16 protein-coding genes are annotated in these 17,970 nt (G+C 45.6%); 7 read left to right on the top strand and 9 right to left on the bottom strand.

Annotated elements, in window-relative coordinates; all coding sequences use genetic code 11:
- Positions 1-58: 58 nt before the first annotated feature.
- The 3 genes from ACMXYP_RS00635 to ACMXYP_RS00625 all read left to right on the top strand — a co-directional run bounded on the left by ACMXYP_RS00635 (position 59) and on the right by ACMXYP_RS00625 (position 3,238).
- Positions 59-1,474 carry a hypothetical protein gene (locus ACMXYP_RS00635; protein ID WP_415883083.1) on the top strand — a complete coding sequence of 472 codons (1,416 nt, stop codon included), beginning with the start codon at positions 59-61 and terminating at the stop codon, positions 1,472-1,474.
- A gap of 139 nt (positions 1,475-1,613) precedes the next feature.
- Positions 1,614-2,552 (top strand): phosphatidate cytidylyltransferase, encoded by a 939-nt coding sequence (locus ACMXYP_RS00630; protein WP_415883082.1) that lies wholly within the window; start codon positions 1,614-1,616, stop codon positions 2,550-2,552.
- 14 nt (positions 2,553-2,566) lie between these two features.
- On the top strand, positions 2,567-3,238 hold the full coding sequence (locus tag ACMXYP_RS00625) for a lysophospholipid acyltransferase family protein (protein ID WP_415883081.1): 672 nt from the start codon (positions 2,567-2,569) through the stop codon (positions 3,236-3,238).
- Here the strand turns inward: ACMXYP_RS00625 and ACMXYP_RS00620 are convergent.
- Genes ACMXYP_RS00620 through ACMXYP_RS00605 form a run of 4 tightly spaced genes read right to left on the bottom strand, consistent with a single transcriptional unit; the run spans position 3,235 to position 7,484 of the window.
- Entirely contained in the window at positions 3,235-3,858 is a 624-nt protein-coding gene (locus tag ACMXYP_RS00620; RefSeq protein ID WP_415883080.1) for a CDP-alcohol phosphatidyltransferase family protein, read from the bottom strand. The two genes, ACMXYP_RS00625 and ACMXYP_RS00620, sit on opposite strands and share 4 nt — an antisense overlap.
- 14 nt (positions 3,859-3,872) lie before the next feature.
- Positions 3,873-4,304, bottom strand: a complete 432-nt coding sequence (locus ACMXYP_RS00615; protein WP_415883079.1) for a hypothetical protein — start codon at positions 4,302-4,304, stop codon at positions 3,873-3,875.
- Positions 4,291-5,643 (bottom strand): phosphatase PAP2/dual specificity phosphatase family protein, encoded by a 1,353-nt coding sequence (locus ACMXYP_RS00610; protein WP_415883078.1) that lies wholly within the window; start codon positions 5,641-5,643, stop codon positions 4,291-4,293. The genes ACMXYP_RS00615 and ACMXYP_RS00610 overlap by 14 nt, the downstream gene beginning before the upstream one ends.
- 14 nt (positions 5,644-5,657) lie before the next feature.
- Positions 5,658-7,484 (bottom strand): bifunctional alpha/beta hydrolase/class I SAM-dependent methyltransferase, encoded by a 1,827-nt coding sequence (locus ACMXYP_RS00605; RefSeq protein ID WP_415883077.1) that lies wholly within the window; start codon positions 7,482-7,484, stop codon positions 5,658-5,660.
- A 412-nt stretch (positions 7,485-7,896) separates the two neighbouring features.
- Between ACMXYP_RS00605 and ACMXYP_RS00600 the strand changes: the two genes are divergently transcribed.
- The 3 genes from ACMXYP_RS00600 (at position 7,897) to ACMXYP_RS00590 (ending at position 10,620) form a co-directional block, all read left to right on the top strand.
- Positions 7,897-8,106: a cold-shock protein gene (locus ACMXYP_RS00600; protein ID WP_286240059.1), complete on the top strand. Its 210-nt coding sequence runs from the start codon at positions 7,897-7,899 to the stop codon at positions 8,104-8,106.
- A gap of 931 nt (positions 8,107-9,037) precedes the next feature.
- Positions 9,038-9,520 carry a 5-(carboxyamino)imidazole ribonucleotide mutase gene (gene purE, locus ACMXYP_RS00595; protein WP_415883076.1) on the top strand — a complete coding sequence of 161 codons (483 nt, stop codon included), beginning with the start codon at positions 9,038-9,040 and terminating at the stop codon, positions 9,518-9,520.
- On the top strand, positions 9,520-10,620 hold the full coding sequence (locus tag ACMXYP_RS00590; RefSeq protein WP_415883075.1) for a 5-(carboxyamino)imidazole ribonucleotide synthase: 1,101 nt from the start codon (positions 9,520-9,522) through the stop codon (positions 10,618-10,620). The genes purE and ACMXYP_RS00590 overlap by 1 nt, the downstream gene beginning before the upstream one ends.
- Before the next feature lie 79 nt (positions 10,621-10,699).
- On the opposite strand, the gene ACMXYP_RS00585 is transcribed toward ACMXYP_RS00590, so the two are convergent.
- The 3 genes from ACMXYP_RS00585 to ACMXYP_RS00575 all read right to left on the bottom strand — a co-directional run bounded on the left by ACMXYP_RS00585 (position 10,700) and on the right by ACMXYP_RS00575 (position 14,012).
- Positions 10,700-11,542: a c-type cytochrome gene (locus tag ACMXYP_RS00585; RefSeq protein WP_415883074.1), complete on the bottom strand. Its 843-nt coding sequence runs from the start codon at positions 11,540-11,542 to the stop codon at positions 10,700-10,702.
- Between the two features lie 50 nt (positions 11,543-11,592).
- Positions 11,593-12,141: a c-type cytochrome gene (locus tag ACMXYP_RS00580; protein ID WP_415883073.1), complete on the bottom strand. Its 549-nt coding sequence runs from the start codon at positions 12,139-12,141 to the stop codon at positions 11,593-11,595.
- 95 nt (positions 12,142-12,236) lie between these two features.
- Positions 12,237-14,012, bottom strand: coding sequence for a putative bifunctional diguanylate cyclase/phosphodiesterase (locus tag ACMXYP_RS00575; protein ID WP_415883072.1), 1,776 nt, complete (start codon positions 14,010-14,012; stop codon positions 12,237-12,239).
- 201 nt (positions 14,013-14,213) lie between these two features.
- Between ACMXYP_RS00575 and ACMXYP_RS00570 the strand changes: the two genes are divergently transcribed.
- The gene (locus tag ACMXYP_RS00570; protein ID WP_415883071.1) at positions 14,214-15,944 is read left to right on the top strand and encodes an ATP-binding protein; all 1,731 of its coding nucleotides are present in this window, start codon (positions 14,214-14,216) and stop codon (positions 15,942-15,944) included.
- A 105-nt stretch (positions 15,945-16,049) separates the two neighbouring features.
- Here ACMXYP_RS00570 and ACMXYP_RS00565 read toward each other — a convergent pair whose 3' ends face one another.
- Both ACMXYP_RS00565 and ACMXYP_RS00560 read right to left on the bottom strand, forming a co-directional pair.
- Entirely contained in the window at positions 16,050-16,982 is a 933-nt protein-coding gene (locus tag ACMXYP_RS00565; protein ID WP_415883070.1) for an electron transfer flavoprotein subunit alpha/FixB family protein, read from the bottom strand.
- Between the two features lie 11 nt (positions 16,983-16,993).
- The gene (locus tag ACMXYP_RS00560; protein WP_415883069.1) at positions 16,994-17,743 is read right to left on the bottom strand and encodes an electron transfer flavoprotein subunit beta/FixA family protein; all 750 of its coding nucleotides are present in this window, start codon (positions 17,741-17,743) and stop codon (positions 16,994-16,996) included.
- Positions 17,744-17,970: the final 227 nt, after the last annotated feature.

Here is a 17,970-nt window from a genome sequence, read left to right as displayed (position 1 = left end):
CCGGCATAGATAGTTTTGGCAACATAAATTTATAAGACTTTCCATAAAGGTATTTTCAATGTCTATGCTGCACGGTTCTCACCCTCTTAAAGCGTTAGCCTTAGCTGTTGGCGCAACTTTGCTTACAACTACGGCTTATGCTGCCCCTATTCATGTAACTAATGGTAATGACAGCGGCGAAGGTTCCATGCGTGCAGCACTGATCGCTGTTGCTGAAGGTATAGCAGATAGCGTCATTGTTACTAGCAAAGACGATATCATGATCAACACCACTCTGACTTATACTGGTCAGGCACCTATCGCGATCTACGGTAACGGCCAGATCATAAAAACTGCAAAAAACACCGATTTGCTGGCTGTATCTCAAGGCGCGGACCTGAATATCAGCGGTCTTAAATTTGAAGGACCTGGCGGTTTTAGCATCCAAAACCGCGGTGACCTAACAGGCGCAGCTGGTAAAGGTATCTTCGTTAACCTACGAGATAACCAAACTGGAACCCTAACCGTGACACTCAATGACGTTGAGGTTAGCGGTGTTGCTTATCACGGTATCCACATCTCTGATTGTGATATTGCCAAAGATTGTGGTGCAGGCGCAGGCGGCGAAGGCGGTGGTTCTCCAGCGTCTATCGCAGTAAATGCATACAACCTAAACATCCACAATGTCGGCTATGGCCGAGTAGATGGCGACGGCCTTCGAGTCGATGAACGTAACGAAGGCAACATACTATTTACCGCTCATAACTCTCGCTTCAACAAAGTAGGCGCTGACGGTGTTGAGCTGGATGAAGGTCAGAATGGCGACGTGATTGTTAACGTGAGCAACGTCGATTTCTCTAACAATGGTGGTTACTGCCAAAAAGACCTTCTACAACCTCTTCTGCCATCCCCAGTAGAAGCTGAATTTAAAGATGGCGAGATGTCTGCTGACAAAGTACCTGCTGAGATTACCGGTTCCGCTGATGACAAATGCTTTGAACGCGAAGTCGATCTATATGCTTCCGGCTCAGTCGAAGCTTACGAATTTGGTATCGATTTTGATGATGGTTTTGATATCGATGAAGCAGGTAACGGTAGCATCAAGACCGTCCTTTACTCTTCTACTATCCACAATAATCTAGATGAAGGTCTAGACTTTGACGAAGAAGGTGAAGGCGATATCGAGATCACAGTGATTGACTCTGCTGCATCAGGTAACACCGATGATGGCTTCAAAATGACGGAAGAGGAAAACGGTAGCCTCACTGCTCTAATATCTTCTGGTCATGCCGACAAAAACGGCGGTAAAGGCATTGTGCTAGAAGCTAAAGATGCAGGTAAAGTTGCAGCTCTCATCGAAAACAGCACGACCGCAAATAACGACAGTGGTAAAAAATCCGGCCTTAAGATAAAAGGCAAAGGTGTAATCACCCTGAAAGCCTCTGAGATCACTGATGGCTTTAAAGCGAAGAAAGCTGAAATCGTAAAAATCTAAGCCTCAACAGATAAACAAAGGGGAGCACTATGCTCCCCTTTTCGTCGCAATTAATGCGACCTTTCCGTTCTAGGTACAGCCGTCTCTAATCCTAAGCTAGTATTGAAACCATCTAACTTGGTTTTAGGAACCCTATTGGATGAACTTCACTAGCTTCCCTATACATAGCTTCTACCTAATGGTTACGGTGGTCAGCCTTTTAATTATTGCCTCGATCATCTGTTTTCTAAAAAAGCAGGCTCACCCAGATAGGGATTACACCGAGTTATGGCTACGAATCCGCAGTTGGTGGATCATGATCGGGCTGATTTTTGTCGTCTTGTTACTGAACCCAACGGCAACCATTATCTTCTTTGGCTTTCTCAGTTTTCTGGCGCTCAAAGAGTTTCTCTCAATCACACCTATTCGCCTTTCTGATCGGCGCACGCTGTTCTGGGCTTATCTAGCTATCCCTGTGCAATATTACTGGGTGCATGATGCTTGGTATGGAATGTTCATAATCTTCATTCCAATCTATCTCTTCCTTATTTTGCCAACCCGTATGGTTCTGACAGGCGAAACCCGCGGTTTTATTAGATCGGCAGGGGTTATTCATTGGGCGACCATGCTGACCATTTTTGCGATCAGCCATATCCCTTTTTTACTGGTGCTACCCGAGAAAAACGTCGATGCTGGCCCTATCGGTTTAGTCTTGTTTCTAATCTTTATTACGCAATTAAACGACGTCGCTCAGTACGTATGGGGCAAGAGCTTCGGCCGACATAAAATCATACCCAAAGTAAGCCCTAACAAAACCTGGGAAGGTTTTATTGGTGGGGTCTGCACCATCATGGTTGTCGCAAGTATCTCTAGTCCTTGGCTAACCCCGATGTTTTGGTATGAAGGACTGGCAGCGGGTGCAATTATTGGTATCGGTGGGTTCTTTGGTGATGTCGTGATAAGCGCCGTGAAACGCGACCTACACATTAAAGACAGCGGTACGCTGATCCCCGGTCATGGCGGAATTTTGGATCGAATGGACAGCCTAATGTTTACCGCGCCTCTGTTCTTCCACTTTATCTATTACTTACATTACTGAGCAGGAGATTTAGTATGTGGATTCGTCTATTAAAGATTCTGTTTTTTGCCCTAATCGTCCGCCCTGTCGTTTTGATTGTTCTTGGGCTCAACATCCGTAACAAACAATGGTTGCCCGAAACCGGGCCGGCGGTGATTGTTGCTAATCACAATAGTCACTTAGATACCTTAGTGTTGATGTCACTTTACCCTTTGCGTCAGATCCATAAGGTTCGCCCAGTGGCAGCTGCGGACTACTTTCTAAAACACAAAGCCTTAGCTTGGTTTGCACTCAATATCATCGGCATTATTCCGCTGGATCGCAGCAATTTTAAACGCGACTTATTTAAACAGTGCCATGAAGCATTAGATCGTGGTGACATTTTGCTGATTTTTCCGGAAGGAAGTCGTGGCAACGCCGAACAACTCAGTAAGCTAAAAAGTGGTGTACATCACCTTCTTAAAGATGATCGCAGCAACACTCCAGTATGTCCGGTGATGCTACATGGCTTAGGTATGGCCTTGCCAAAAGGGACAGCGCTTTTGGTCCCTTATAATTGTGATGTCATTATTGGCGAACCTACCACTATCCCAGATAGTAGCCGAGAGTTTATCGAACAGTTGGCTGAAACTTTCCAACAACTTTCCTCGCAATGCCTAACTCGCCATCAAGCATTAGAAGACACCACCAGCAAAGAAGCTGATTAAGCACTTTTTAACTCAGCCAAAGCAGCCCTAGCCCGATTAAAGATCGTCAGTAAAAGCAGAAAGTTTATTAACGCGAGCACCCATGTCGTCCAACCCTCTAACGGCACGCCAAAAGCATAAAGCGTGGCAAGCAGACCAAAGAATACTGCCCGATCACTCTTTCCTGAAGGCCCATCATAACGGCGACTTGCCCCTATCTGCACTGCAACCACACCGATCATTTCACTCATAATAGCTAAGAGCGTGAACAGCACCAGCAAAGGACTATTTACTCCGGGCAAGCACGCGAACATTAAAAACAGAGCGCTATCGGAGATAACATCGCCCATCTCATTAAGAATCGCGCCTAACGGCGTAGCCATATTATGCTCGCGAGCCAACATGCCATCGATATTGTTCATCGCCATGCGAATGAACATCCATACAGGTACAAGCAGCCACATTTGAGGCGAACTTTGCAGAAATATTTGAGCCAGATATAAGCCAACTGCCAACACAATTGAGCCAACCATTGCAGCCACTGTGACGTGATTGGCGCTGACCCCTTTTGCAGCCAAGCGATTAGTAACAGGGCGTAAGAAATCTGAAAAAGCTGACTTCAATTGATAAACGCTAGGCATCGTTATAATTCCATTTAAAAAAGAACGGGTTGCAGAAGCAGGACAAATGCGCAGATAGATATGATCAATTGGCTCATAAAACAAAACATTTGCCTTCTAGCCAATCGCTTCACACCATTCAGACGACTACTTAGATCACGTTGATTTAGCTGCTTCGCTTTAGCAGTGAAGAGCTGTGCTAAAGCTCGATCAAATGACTCCGCTCCCATTTGCATTAGTAGAGGCAGTAGTTTTCTATCTAAAGCGACTCGCCAATTAAAATAACCCTGTGCTAAACCAATCATGAATCCCAGCAGGGCCAAACCCTGTACTGTGGGGTTAGCTCCGAATACCAGTAATAATACACAGCTACCACTTAACAAAAGAGAGTAGCTATTCACCTGCTTTAAAGAATCCAGAGTAGCTATAAGCATATCTGCTTCAGCTACTATCTTAGCGTGACCCATAACCAACCTCTGAATATTTGGTAGCAAAGTCAGATAACAGTTTTTTCTGGCTCTCAGTTATCACACAGCCTGGACGAACTTGTTTTAGCCATCGAAGCGCATCATCAGCACTCTGTGCTTTTGCAGTCAAAAGCAACCAACCCGCAACAACCAAAGCACTGCGAGAAAGCCCAAGGGCACAATGAATGAGTACAGGCTTATTGGCTTTGGTTAACTGATCTAATTCCATCACCACCTTTTCAAACTGCTCTGGATCAGTTGTCACTAGATCCAACATAGGTACCCGACGATATTTATCTGTCTGAGGGATTCTCGGGCTCATTTCTGCAGTGACATTTAGAATAGCCTGCATACTATCTCTTCGTTCAAATGATGGTACGCATCCCAACCAAATATTCGGTATAACCTCCACTTGGTCGGCACGCTTTAGGCTAAACAAATAAGCACTTACTCTTGCACCTACTAAGTAAGGCGCGAGCATAATCGCAGCAGCGATACTCATCCGGCTATCATCGTGTTGAAAAACAGCTGTACCTACTCCCGCGTAAGCTATAGATACAGTGGCCAAAGAAGCTACTGGCCAAAGTATTAACCAAGCCCATCCTGCCAAAGAAAAGGCGGTAATAACCAGCAAGACTGCGGCCAGTGCGTATCTAAATGCTAAGTGCCAACGGTCTGAATCTTGATGTTTTTCCCGTCGCCATTTAAACGAGTTATCAGGCACTAGGTAGACCAGGAATAGAGCAACCGCTAAACCACCTAAAACGTCGATAAAGTGATGCTGCCAAGTAGTCAGCACTGATACCCCTATCAAAAACATCCAACCGTGCATTACCCATCTAAAAATCCCATTATTGATCTGCTGATTGAAGATCATCCAGATCAGCACAAGTAAGCTGATATGCAGTGATGGTGCTTGATTGTAAGGTTTATCAAAGCTGGTCAGCAGATCAAACAGACTGCCGTAAAAACCGCTGGTCTCTGGACGCGTCAACGTAAATTGCAAAGGCCATATTAAAAAGCAGACAACGGACACTAATGTCGCCAACAGTAGACGTAAACCATGTCGATCTAATTGCGCCTTACTGCTGCAAATAAATAACGAGAGCGCGTAAAGCAAGTCGATCGACATATAGGGCACAATACTCCAATCCCAGAAAGGGATATGTTGCTCCCATGCAAAGACGAACTGACCTACATCCTCACGCGTCGCGGTAAACGCATTAACGGCCCCGTAAGTGATAAAAAAGAGCGGCCCCAAACATAGGAGCCACTTTAACGCTCGAGGCCAAAGTGAGTCTTGGTTATCCTCGATAAGGGGCTTTTGGATAGCATTCATAGCCAACCTCAGCCCTACGCATCAATTCGCTGAGCAATGGAGACAGTGAAAATGCCCCATTTATCTATCAACTGATCGACTTTACGGAAGCCGGCTTGCTCAACCAGTTGATCCATTTCAGCCTGCGAGCGACAGCGCATAACCCACGGCTGACCATCACGATGGCTCGTTAGGCAGCGGGCTATCAACTCCTGCTGTGGGTGCCAGGGCTGATTGGTATAGATCAGATAACCACCCTCTTTGACCGCTTCAGCCAGACCCGCTAGCGAGTCACTGATCAGATGATTCTCTGGGAATAGTTCGTACAACCCGGACACAATAGCCACCGTTGCAGTAGGCTCTATCGTCGCTAGCGATTCCTTATCAAATGCATCGCCCTGAACAAAATTTCCGATACGATCAAAACCACGTTCCATTAAGGCCTTTGCCCCAGCCTCGATATTGATCTCGCTAAAATCTCGCAATAGCAGACTATCGATATCTTCACGGCGTTGATCTATCGCATCCAACACATAACGCCCTTGGCCTGCAGCAACATCCACAATACGTACTGGCTGATCCTGCTGATGCACCTGATCAATCGCTCTGTTGATCAAAACTTCTAGGTTCGTCTTACGCTGGCGAATACCCCGCCAACCAATACTATTGAGATAGTTTTTGTCGATCTGACGACCCAACCAGCCTTTACCTTGCGGCTTATTCTGATAGACGTAATCCAGTGTACCGCCGGAATCAAAGCCCGTTTCTTTGCCAATACGATAACCTTCCGATAACTGCGCCGCCGTTGAAATCATCTTTTGTAACGAGTTCCAGTAATGACGTTTAATACCTGTCACGGGTGTGGCGTAGCCCATCTGCTTTTGATAGCTCGCGCCTTGCTGATCTTCATGGTTTAGATCAACCGTGCTTAGAGGTGTGCGAAACGAGTCGGCAAGAAAGCTTCGAACCTCCACTAATGCGCGCTCACGCTCTTGTTCACCCAAGGTGTCATGAAAAAAGCCTGGCAGCTCAACAATACGCTTTTTCTCACTGCCTAAACGCGCCATAAATTCATACTGTGGACCTTTCTCCACCACCCAATCATCGTCCGACACTAATGTCAGCGTTGGGATCGTGATCGCATGCGCATCTTCAACACAACGCTTCGCAGCTTTATCCAAATCAAGCAGCAAATTTGAAGCGATCGGACGGGTAATCAATGGATCTTGGTTATAACTTTGAATGCGTTCTGGGTCGTGACTTAGATGATGCGCTTTCACATAGGAGTTAACCGTAAATACGCCCGAAACCTTCTGGCGGGTCGCAATCATTGCCAGAGCACCGGGTAGGTACAGCTTTATTTTAAAGGCCGGCGCAGCCAGTACCACTGCTCTGATTTTAGGAGCGTAATCGTGCACCCAAGTGCTAACGAGCACCGCTCCGACACTTTGACCAAGCACTATGATCTCATCTGTATTGAAACCATGATGAGTACAGATATGCTTAACGAAGCAATCTACATCTTTGACTAGCTCGGCAAAACTTTCTGCATGCCCTCGTTCACCCGGTGATTTACCCAAGCCTCGAGTATCCCACGCAAAGAAGCTGGTATCGTCCATCGCCAATTCATCAACCAAATGTGCCATACGGCCACCATGCTCATGACCACGATGAAACATCACCACCGCTTTTTTAGTTCCCTTCACAGTAGATGTAGATGCATTGGAGAAAGAATCATTTGAAGGTGTGACACTAGGCCAATGACGATAAAACAGCTCAATATTATCGTGGCTAGAAAAAGTCAGCTCTTCACATAGGCGAGTTGCACAACTTGCGTTCTGGATTGCCACTGGCTGATTCATGTTGAGTTTCCATTTGTTGGTTAAGGAAACCCGACTATGAAATAGCATTGGGGTAATTTTAAGCGTGTTAAAGAAGGTTGCAGAAAATGAGATGGAAAGTATCAATACGTACTACCAGCATCCTTAAGTCATCAAAAATAATATATCTAGAGACATTAATTAGATGTGGTACAGCTAATACCCACACTGCGAATGAACTGTTTTAAAGATCAAGATTACTTTGACTTAAGTGATTAAATTCTATACAGTGCAGTCCAGCTTGATGCTTTACTTGTTATTTATGTTCCTCACTTCGAAGTCTTTTCTGAATTCCTCGTCCTGTTTTCCGTAAGTAAAAATTAAAAACTCCTGCGTTAACTGCCCCCAACTTTTTGGGCGGCCCACTTATTTCCGAAAAATAGGAAAATCGATTATGTCTAATACAACTACTGGCACTGTAAAATGGTTCAACGATGAGAAAGGTTTTGGTTTCATCGAACAACAATCTGGTCCAGACGTTTTTGCTCACTTCAGCGCTATCGCTGGCGATGGTTTCAAAAGCCTACAAGAAGGTCAGCAAGTTGAGTTCTCTGTAACTCAAGGCCAAAAAGGCCCACAGGCTGAGAACATCCGTCCTCTATAATGCCTGATCAATGCTCCCGCATTGATTGAAGAGAGCATGGCAGATGTCATGCTCTTTTAAAGCACTCCCCTCCTTACTCTGAACTGTATCTCCTGCCCCAGTTAGTGAACAATCAAGACTTCCCAATTCACAGTTTCTTGATTCCTCTACTCTCAACTATGTGCACCTATACTCTTTAGCTAAAGGTAATTTTTATAAAAATACGGTACCTACGAGTATGTTAGAAAATTTAAATGGACAAATCTGCGTATCCCGCCATATAGGTAAAGACCAAGATCTATGGGCATGTTACGAACCACTCACTTCCAGTTCTCCATCCAGACGTCAAATGTGGAAACGCTTAACAGGCCTTTTATCAAAAACAGAAATGGCCCACTACCTTCAAAAGCAATACCACTCCCCTGAGATTTCAAATAACTTTTCGTCAGTTTCCAATTAAAACTATACGAAGCACCTCCTAAGTACGATTACATATCTCGTTTTTCCTCGCCCTGTATTTACTCAATAGAAACGAGCAGTTATCCACATTTTTTGATAGACTTTTGCGCTGGTATTTTGCCCTGTAGTTGTTAGAAACGGGCAATCTTGTCAGATCAAGAATCGAACTACTTCGCGAGTACGACTCCTCTATTACTAGCTTTGGTGGTATGATGTCGCCCCTTGGGCGCAGTACTAGGTACAGCCACCACTGTTTTATTGGGTTTATCCTCTGGTGGTACCATTCTACTGGCAGCATTAGGGGTCGGTGTTTATTCTTTATCGCGGTACCTGCAGCGATATCCGTAACACCTCCAAGCGCTAACCAGAGCTTATCAATGATTGCTAAATTACATAGCATCACGTTGTATAACGTGTTGATACGGCTTCTATTTTTCAGCGCACTGAATATTGAATTTTTGGCATTAAGCCAAGAGGAAACAGGTAAACAAAAATGAGTAAAGTCTCCGTCAGTATCATCATGGGCTCTCGCTCAGACTGGCCAACCATGCAAGAGGCTACTAAGCCACTGGAAGAACTAGGTGTAGAGTTTGAAACTAAAGTAGTTTCTGCACACCGTACGCCTGAGCGTCTTTTCCAGTTTGCCTCCGAAGCGCACACACGTGGCGTTGAGGTAATTATTGCAGGTGCTGGCGGCGCAGCTCACTTGGCTGGTATGGCAGCATCTATGACTCATCTGCCAGTTATCGCAGTACCTGTTGCCAGCAAAAACATTAAAGGCCTAGATAGCCTACTATCTATGGTTCAGATGCCACGCGGCGTAGCAGTTGCTTGTCAGGCAATTGGCGGTGCGGGGGCATACAATGCAGGCCTAATGGCAGCACAGATGCTAGCCCTTAAAGATGCAGAATTGAGCCAGCGCTTACAAGAGTGGCGCAAAGCTCAGACTGACAGCGTTCCTGTTGAGGTAGAATAATGCACGTTGCTATTGTTGGATGCGGCCAGTTGGCACGCATGATGGCTTTGGCTGGTTGGCCTCAAGGTCACCGTTTTACTTTTCTGGCTGAGCCAGGTGAAGGTACTGATTGCGTTAAAGGCTTAGGTGAAATTGTTGAGCGCACTCCTGAGATGGAAGGCGAGTCTCTTTTTACTGCACTAGGCAATCCTGATGTTGTAACGGTTGAGCGTGAGCATGTTGATGTTTCTCTTCTAAGTACATTGAAGCCGCACTGCTCTGTTTATCCTTCTCCCGAAGCGATTAGCTATTGCCAACACCGTGGACGTGAGAAAACTTTCCTAAATTCTCTAGGTATTCAGACAGCTCCTTTCCACCTTGCTAACAATGCAGAGGAATTGAGCGCGAGCGTTAAAACGCTAGGTTACCCAGTATTCGTTAAAACCTGCGAAGAGGGTTACGACGGTTACGGTCAATGGGTCCTAAAAACCGATGAAGATTTAGCTAATCTGGTAGCTGAAGCAGATTCGCTACCAGAAGTTGTGATTGAAGGTCGTGTCGATTTTGATCGTGAAGTATCTTTGATTGCCGCTCGTGACGCGTCTGGCGCTTGTGTATTCTATCCGCTAACAGAAAACCTTCACCGTAACGGTATTCTGTGGAGTTCTATTGCTCCGGCTGATGCACCTGAAGCCTTGCACGCTAAAGCTAAAGATATCGCAGATAAAGTACTCAACGCTTTGGACTACGTTGGCGTAATCGCTATCGAAATGTTCCAAGCGGGCGATGATTTGCTGGTTAACGAACTAGCGCCACGTGTTCATAACAGTGGTCACTGGACTCAAGGGGCAGGCATCTCTTCCCAGTTTGAAAACCATATCCGCGCCATCTGCGGTTTAGGTTTGGGTCACACCATCAACAGCCAACACGCTGGCATGGTTAACCTACTAGGTATCGAAGCACCTAAAGAGATTATCAGCGAAAGCAATGTACAGCACCATGTGTACAACAAGTCGCTGCGTCCAGGCCGTAAGGTTGGGCACCTTAACCTAGTAAGTGATGACCGTCACACACTAGAAGTTAAGCTAAAACGCATTCGCGATAGCCTTTACGAAGACTAATCGTCTTTAGTTAGGACTAAGCATTAAAAAACCCGGCTACTTTGCGGTACCGGGTTTTTTATTAGCTGCTCTTAGACAATCACGGCCGAGTCATCAAGTAATGAGCGATTGCCTCTCGATCTGACTTCTTTAGGTACTTAGCGCCATCACGTACCACTTCACCCATACTGCCACCATAGACATCACCATCCTGCTTCACTCCAGACTTCAACGAGTAAGCCAGATCCGCTTCGCCCCAACCCTGTTCAGCTAATGCGACTGCAGTAATTGCAGGAATAACGTCATCATCTTCAACAAAGCCCTGATGACCACTTAAAGCTGCCGCAGTATCTAATCCTCCCAATAGGTTTCTAGGGGTATGACAAGCGCCGCAATGCGTCGGCCCTTGAACGAGATAAGCACCTCGATTGTACTGCTCACTTCTCTTAACATCGGGAATAAACCGTTGCTCATCAAAGAACAGCAACTGCCACACATCTAAGCCCCAATTGAGGTTGAACGGGAAGCTCACTTGATGCGCTTCCGAAGGTTTGGCAACAGCGGGGACGGTTTTAAACGCCGACCACAAATCAGCGACATCCTGATCAGATAAACGCATGTAAAAACTATAAGGAAAAGCTGGGTAGTAGCTTTGACCGTTAGGCGACTTACCCACGCGCAATGCACGTTCAAAATCATCTACACTCCACTTCCCGATTCCGTGTTCCTTATCCATCGTAAGATTCGGCGCATAGAAAGTTCCGAACGGCGTTTCCGTACCCTTTCCACCCGCTAACGGTTTTCCTTTAGCTTTACTATCGGTGTGACAAGCGATACAGCCTGAAACACGCGCAAGATAAGCTCCTCTGGCAACATTTCCCTTCAACTCTGATAGCGAGGCTCTAGGCTCATCTACCGTACTCAGGTAGCTGACTCCTGACACAGCGCCTAAAACCAAGCAGAATAGGAGAGCTGAAAACCAGAGGCGTTTTCTCATTTCTCTTTCTCTACACGGTAGTCAGTATGACAAGCTGAGCAGTTATCACTTAAGCGCTCAAATACTACCTCTACCGGCATAGTCGCAAAAGATTCAGTACCCTCTTGCACTTCAGGTTCTGCAGCCATGCCCATCATGCTTGCCGAAGTATCTTCCTGATTTTTAGAGCCAACATTGTCAGCGGCGTCGTACAAACCTTGGCTGATTCGTTCTAACTCTTTAGAAAGGTGCTGAAAGCGATCCCATTCCTGCCAGATCTCAGCTTTAGCTTCGGTTGGGTGATCCAGACTACCTTTAGGGAACAATTTGGTGAGGTTGTCACCCGCATGCATATTGATCGTTTCAGCTGCAACACGAACCTGAACAGATTCGTAAGGGATTTTGCCCTTAAACATGTCAGAGACAGTTTTCATCGCCCCTTTCATATCCTCCATGGCATCCATACGTTCTTTGACAATGCCCGCTGCACCTCCATGTGCAAGCGCTGCAACTGGCTGCCCCAACATGAATACAACAACAAACGCAGGGATGAACTTCTTATACATATCTAATAACTCTCGTCTCAAAAACTACCGATTAAACCCAGTGGAACGGGTAATACCGTAATGATACACGGAGATATAAGAATCAATAAGTGCCGTTAACCTTGTTGTAACTGTGCTTGTAACAATTCAGTAAAATGCTCTGCTGGTAGAGGCTTCGAGAACAGATAACCCTGAAAATAATCACAAGATTTTTGCTGCAAAAAATCTCGTTGCTCAGCCAGTTCGACGCCCTCTCCGACGACTTTCAGCCCTAAGGCATGAGCCATCTGAATAATACCTGAGATCAGCGCAGGGCTTTCAGGCGTGACACTCAGCTCTGCGGTAAAACTGCGATCAATTTTTAAGGTATCCACTGGGAATTTTTGCAGGTAATTAAGGGCTGAATAGCCGGTGCCGAAATCATCAATAGACAGCTGTACACCCATATCACTCAGGTGCTTCAACGCTTCGCCACAACCACGCTCATCTTCCATCAAAAGGCGCTCTGTGAGTTCGAGTTCCAAAGCATCAGGTTTTAGACCTGTCTCACGTAGGACTCGCTTAACCGTATATTCTAAGTGCCCATCACGGAACTGCGGAAATGCAACGTTCACTGCGATTTTAAAAGGCTCTCCCAGAAGTTCAGTCCACTGTGCCGCTTGCTTACAGGCTTGCTCAAGCACCCAATCACCAATAGGCACAATCAACCCAGATTCTTCTGCCAACGGGATAAATTGATCAGGAGAAACTTGACCATATTCTGGGCATGACCAACGTAACAAGGCTTCAGCCCCCATAATTTTTCCGCTGGATGCATCGATAATACTTTGATAGCTAAGGCTGAGTTGATTTTGCGAGAGCGCACGACGGAGATAGGATTCCATGGTGAATTTAAACACCGTTTCATGCTCCATCTCCCGTGTGTAGAAACGGAATGCATCTTTACCTACCGCTTTGGCTTTGTACATCGCAGCATCGGCATTACGCAGTAGAGCAACAGGATCTTGACCATCCTTAGGCGCAACCGTGATTCCGATACTCGCCGATGTGGATAACTCATAGCCGTTGATCAGCACCGGCTGCACTGCCGTTCTCAAAATCCGTTCACATATATCCGAGATTTCATCGTTGGCTTTTCGATCCGGCAAGATAACTAAAAACTCATCCCCGCCCAAACGCGCAATGGTATCGTCACCATACACGCAATAGCCTAAGCGTCGACTGATCTCTTGAAGATGTTGATCACCCACTTCATGCCCTAAAGTATCATTAATCTTTTTAAAGTTATCTAGATCGACGAATAGGATTCCGACCGAGGTTTGATTCTTATTGGCACGCGTTAGCGCTTGTGAAAGTCGATCCATCGCCAATACACGGTTAGGCAAACCAGTGAGATGATCATAAGTGGCTTGATGCAGTAATTTAGATTCGTAATTCTTGCGCTCAGTAATATCACCAATAGAGCCAACCATACGATAGGCAACATTGTTTTCATTTCTCAGTGCTAAACCATGAGCGAGCACCCAGAAATAACCGCCATTATTGTTCTTTACACGATATTCACAGCGAAAAAATTCAGTTTCACCTTTAAGATGCCGACAAAGGACTTTTTGGTAACGTTCACGATCATCTGCATGCACCCACTGTAACCACTCACTGGAAGTAGTCTTAATAGTGTCCTTACCCATGCCGATGGTACTGAGTAAACGCGCTGACAGGTATAGCTCTTTGCTAACAGGGTCCCAATCCCAAAGCCCTTCATTAGCCCCTTTCATCGCCAGAGCATAGCGCTGCTCAGTCTCCCTAAGCGACTGTTCGACTTTCTCAAGATACTGAATACGCTGACGCAGCTGCGTATTTTCCCTAATCAGACTTGGCACATCTTCGGACAACTGCGTTACCTCAATACTTCCCATGTTAACTTTGAGCGCTATCCGAGCTTACCACACTTAAGTTCCACAACCACATTTTGTTGTAGTGGGTTTGAGTAATTCTTAGAACAACACTAATGATGTGAATTCGTCCATGGCATCTAATCCAAGTCTTCCTATACTCAATAAACAGAGTATGTAATTTAGAGATATAAAATATTGATGCGTGTCACTTATCGGCTTCTATTTGCTGGAATGATCTTTCTTCTTTCCCAGCTATCTATTGCGCAAATCACCTTTGGACCTGACAGCGAACAACCCACCATTCGCTTTGTTGGAGATAAAGATTACCCACCGATTGAGTGGCTAGAAGATGGCAAACCACGGGGGATTTTTGCCTCTTTTTTAGAAGAATATTCGAAAGCGCTAAACCGCAAAGTTGAATACAACCTGATGAATTGGAAGCAAGCGCAGCAAGCCGTTTTAGAAGGTAGAGCCGATGTCTTGACCGTTTTCAGTCCTAATCCAGACCGCATCAAAGACTACGCCTTTGTTGATAGTTTTTTACAGTTTGAAATTAGTCTCTTTCTCCGTAGTGACAACCTCACTATCCATGGTTTAGCAGATCTAAAGGGAATCAAAACAGGCGTCTCTAAAGGGGGATTTCCTCGGAAAATAATCGAAACTCAAAGCCAAGCTAAGTTAGTAACAATGAATGATCACTTAGATGGTTTTCAAAAGCTTTTACAAGGTGAGATTGATGCCTTAGCCACTACTAAATGGGTCGGTTCCTACATTATTCAGAAGCACAAATTAAAAGGGATTAAGTTTGCACCCACGCCTATCGCCACTAAAGCGACCCACATGGGTGTAAGAAAGAGTGATACCGAGCTGGTTAAACAGCTGCAACAAGGCATAGAACTGATGGAGGCAGAAGGCACTCTAGATAGACTCAACCAACAATGGTCTGGCTATAACATGGTTTATCTTACCGAGGATAAACTTAACCAAATTTACTATCAGTTTGGTTTCGGAACTTTGCTCGTTTTAGCCTGTTTAGCAGTAGCGTCCATTATCACGTTAAAACGCCAAGTGAAAGAACGCACCCAATCACTCTCCACCGCCAAAGCCTCTTTAGAAGAAACGGTCGATCGCCTTACCCGCACTCAAAAACAGCTCGTGCAAACGGAAAAGATGGCAGCGCTTAACTCCATTGTGAGTGGCGTTGCCCATGAGATAAACACACCATTAGGCATGGCAATTACACTGAGTAGTACACTCCAAGAACAGATCGCCCAATTGGAAAAACTAGTTAGCCAAGACAGTCTCACCAAGAAAGCACTCCTAGATTTTCTAATCGAGAGCCAAGACTCTTTAGAGCTAGAAGCGGAAGCTCTGCGACGAGCCGTTACCCTACTACGTAACTTCAAACAGATATCTGTTCATCAAAGTCAGGAACATAGGCAACAGATCAACATAGCCGAACTGATTGACGATGCTACCGTGATCGCGACTAATGATCTTGCGGACGATGAGATAGCAGTGTCTGTAAACGGAGATGCCACATTATCGATGGAAACCTATCCGGCGCCGCTAGCGCAAGCATTAGTACACCTCATCAACAACGCAGTTACCCACGCGCCTAAACAAACAGATCCTCTCGCAGTCTCAATCAGCTATGCACAAAGTGAAAACAACCTAATCCTTAAAGTGGCAGATAACGGCTGCGGTATCCCCTCACAATACCTAGGCCAAGTGTTTGATCCCTTCTTCACCACCACCCTTGGACAAGGGAATTCAGGCTTAGGGCTAAGTATCGTTTATTCAATCGTCAATCACGTCTTAGGCGGCACCATAAAGGTCAATAGTAACTCCGATACGGGCACCACCTTTATTTTAGAGCTGCCGTTAAATGCACCTGAGATTCACGATGACATAGAAGTGCAGACATAAAAAAGCCGGTACCAGAGGTACCGGCAAACGTAGAGTGAAAAAGAGGTAATTCACACGTAGAAGACAATTACCTACGAACAAATCTTAAACTTATTCGCAGGTTTCCTAAGATAGTTTCTGTTCTAGCTCAGGCACGGCATCAAATAGATCTGCCACTAAGCCGTAATCAGCAACCGAGAAGATTGGGGCTTCTTCATCTTTATTGATTGCGACAATAATTTTGGAATCTTTCATACCCGCCAAGTGCTGGATCGCACCGGAGATACCTACAGCGATATACAGCTCTGGCGCAACGATTTTTCCGGTTTGACCTACTTGCATATCATTCGGTACAAAACCTGCGTCAACCGCTGCACGGGATGCACCTACTGCTGCACCCAGCTTATCTGCAACTTTTTCCAGCATGGCAAAGTTCTCTCCGTTACCCATACCACGACCACCGGAGATAATTACGTCTGCAGCCGTTAGTTCTGGACGATCAGACTGAGCCATCTCTTCGCCAACAAAGCTAGAGATACCACTGTCGTGTACTGCTGAAATACTTTCAACAGAAGCACTTCCCCCCTCAGATACCGCAGCATCAAATGCAGTACCACGAACAGTGATAACTTTTACTGGGTCGCAAGATTCAACCGTTGCGATCGCATTGCCAGCATAGATTGGACGCTGGAAGGTATTATCCGATTCAACCGCAGTAATATCAGAGATCTGCGCTACATCTAGAAGTGCAGCGACACGCGGCATAAAGTTTTTACCTGTAGTCGTCGCGGGCGCAACGATATGACTGTAATCCTTACCGATTTCAGCCACTAGCTTACCCATATTTTCAGCAAGCTGATGTTTGTAAGCGGCATGGTCTGCCAGCAAAACTTTCTCAACACCGGCTACCTGAGCAGCTGCCTCTGCTACAGCGCTACAACCGGCACCAGCAACCAGTAGGTGTAGATCACTACCCATCTGAGATGCAGCTGTCACTGCGTTTAACGTCGCTCCTTTTAGAGCGTTGTTGTCATGTTCTGCAATAATTAAAATCGCCATGTCTTCGCCCCTTAAAGTACTTTCGCTTCGTTTTTAAGTTTTTCCACCAGCTCATCAACACTGGAGACTTTGATACCGGCCTGACGTTCGGCAGGCGGCGTCACTTTTAACAACTTAGTATGTGCTTTCAACTCAACACCTAGATCTGCCGGTGTTTTAACATCTAAAGGCTTACGTTTAGCCTTCATGATATTTGGCAAAGACGCATAGCGAGGCTCATTCAAACGTAGATCGGTGGTTACGATTGCAGGCATGTTCAGTGCAACCGTCTGTAAACCGCCATCAACTTCACGGGTCACGTTAACCTTGTCACCTTCAATCTTAACTTCAGAGGCGAAAGTGCCTTGTGGCATATCGGTTAGCGCAGCCAACATCTGGCCGGTCTGGTTGTTATCGGAATCGATCGCCTGTTTACCCATAATCACAAGGCCAGGCTGCTCTTCATCGATCACTTTCGCCAGTAACTTCGCCACGTTAAGTGACTCAGGCATATCTTCAGTTTCGATCTGGATACCACGGTCTGCACCGAGGGCTAGCGCCGTACGGATCTGCTCTTGGCAGGCTTTAGGGCCAATAGACACCACAACAATTTCTGAAGCTGTACCCGCTTCTTTTAAGCGCACTGCTTCTTCGACAGCAATTTCACAAAATGGATTCAAAGCCATTTTCACGTTGGCCAAATCAACATCTGTATTGTCCGACTTAACACGTACTTTGACGTTGTAGTCGATAACACGTTTAACGGTTACAAGTACCTTCATCAGCAAAGACCTTTTAGTTTTAGTTGTAAGAGCGCTTCACACACTCTGTTTTGCTTATCTCTAAATATGCGCTCATTTCGGCGACGTAGGCAATTCGCCTCAAGCATAATAAGTGTTTTCCCTAATCATACTCATTTAAAAATAATAAGCAAACACCCCTAAAATTTATAAAACCCTCCTATAGGCTAATAATCAGGCTATTTATTTATTAGGGAAAACACCTATAT

It is taken from the genome of Neptuniibacter sp. QD34_54 (assembly GCF_047778055.1).
Lineage (GTDB): Bacteria > Pseudomonadota > Gammaproteobacteria > Pseudomonadales > Balneatricaceae > Neptuniibacter.
Note: the sequence above shows the minus strand (reverse complement) of the source record. Positions and strands in the feature narration are given on the sequence as shown.

What these genes read in the sequence shown, in the direction of transcription:
- ACMXYP_RS00635 (WP_415883083.1), top strand. Translation starts at nt 59, where the DNA reads ATGTCTATGCTGCACGGTTCTCACCCTCTTAAAGCGTTAGCCTTAGCT.
- ACMXYP_RS00630 (WP_415883082.1), top strand. Translation starts at nt 1,614, where the DNA reads ATGAACTTCACTAGCTTCCCTATACATAGCTTCTACCTAATGGTTACG.
- ACMXYP_RS00625 (WP_415883081.1), top strand. Translation starts at nt 2,567, where the DNA reads ATGTGGATTCGTCTATTAAAGATTCTGTTTTTTGCCCTAATCGTCCGC.
- ACMXYP_RS00620 (WP_415883080.1), bottom strand. Translation starts at nt 3,858, where the DNA reads ATGCCTAGCGTTTATCAATTGAAGTCAGCTTTTTCAGATTTCTTACGC.
- ACMXYP_RS00615 (WP_415883079.1), bottom strand. Translation starts at nt 4,304, where the DNA reads ATGGGTCACGCTAAGATAGTAGCTGAAGCAGATATGCTTATAGCTACT.
- ACMXYP_RS00610 (WP_415883078.1), bottom strand. Translation starts at nt 5,643, where the DNA reads ATGAATGCTATCCAAAAGCCCCTTATCGAGGATAACCAAGACTCACTT.
- ACMXYP_RS00605 (WP_415883077.1), bottom strand. Translation starts at nt 7,484, where the DNA reads ATGAATCAGCCAGTGGCAATCCAGAACGCAAGTTGTGCAACTCGCCTA.
- ACMXYP_RS00600 (WP_286240059.1), top strand. Translation starts at nt 7,897, where the DNA reads ATGTCTAATACAACTACTGGCACTGTAAAATGGTTCAACGATGAGAAA.
- purE (WP_415883076.1), top strand. Translation starts at nt 9,038, where the DNA reads ATGAGTAAAGTCTCCGTCAGTATCATCATGGGCTCTCGCTCAGACTGG.
- ACMXYP_RS00590 (WP_415883075.1), top strand. Translation starts at nt 9,520, where the DNA reads ATGCACGTTGCTATTGTTGGATGCGGCCAGTTGGCACGCATGATGGCT.
- ACMXYP_RS00580 (WP_415883073.1), bottom strand. Translation starts at nt 12,141, where the DNA reads ATGTATAAGAAGTTCATCCCTGCGTTTGTTGTTGTATTCATGTTGGGG.
- ACMXYP_RS00570 (WP_415883071.1), top strand. Translation starts at nt 14,214, where the DNA reads ATGCGTGTCACTTATCGGCTTCTATTTGCTGGAATGATCTTTCTTCTT.
- ACMXYP_RS00565 (WP_415883070.1), bottom strand. Translation starts at nt 16,982, where the DNA reads ATGGCGATTTTAATTATTGCAGAACATGACAACAACGCTCTAAAAGGA.
- ACMXYP_RS00560 (WP_415883069.1), bottom strand. Translation starts at nt 17,743, where the DNA reads ATGAAGGTACTTGTAACCGTTAAACGTGTTATCGACTACAACGTCAAA.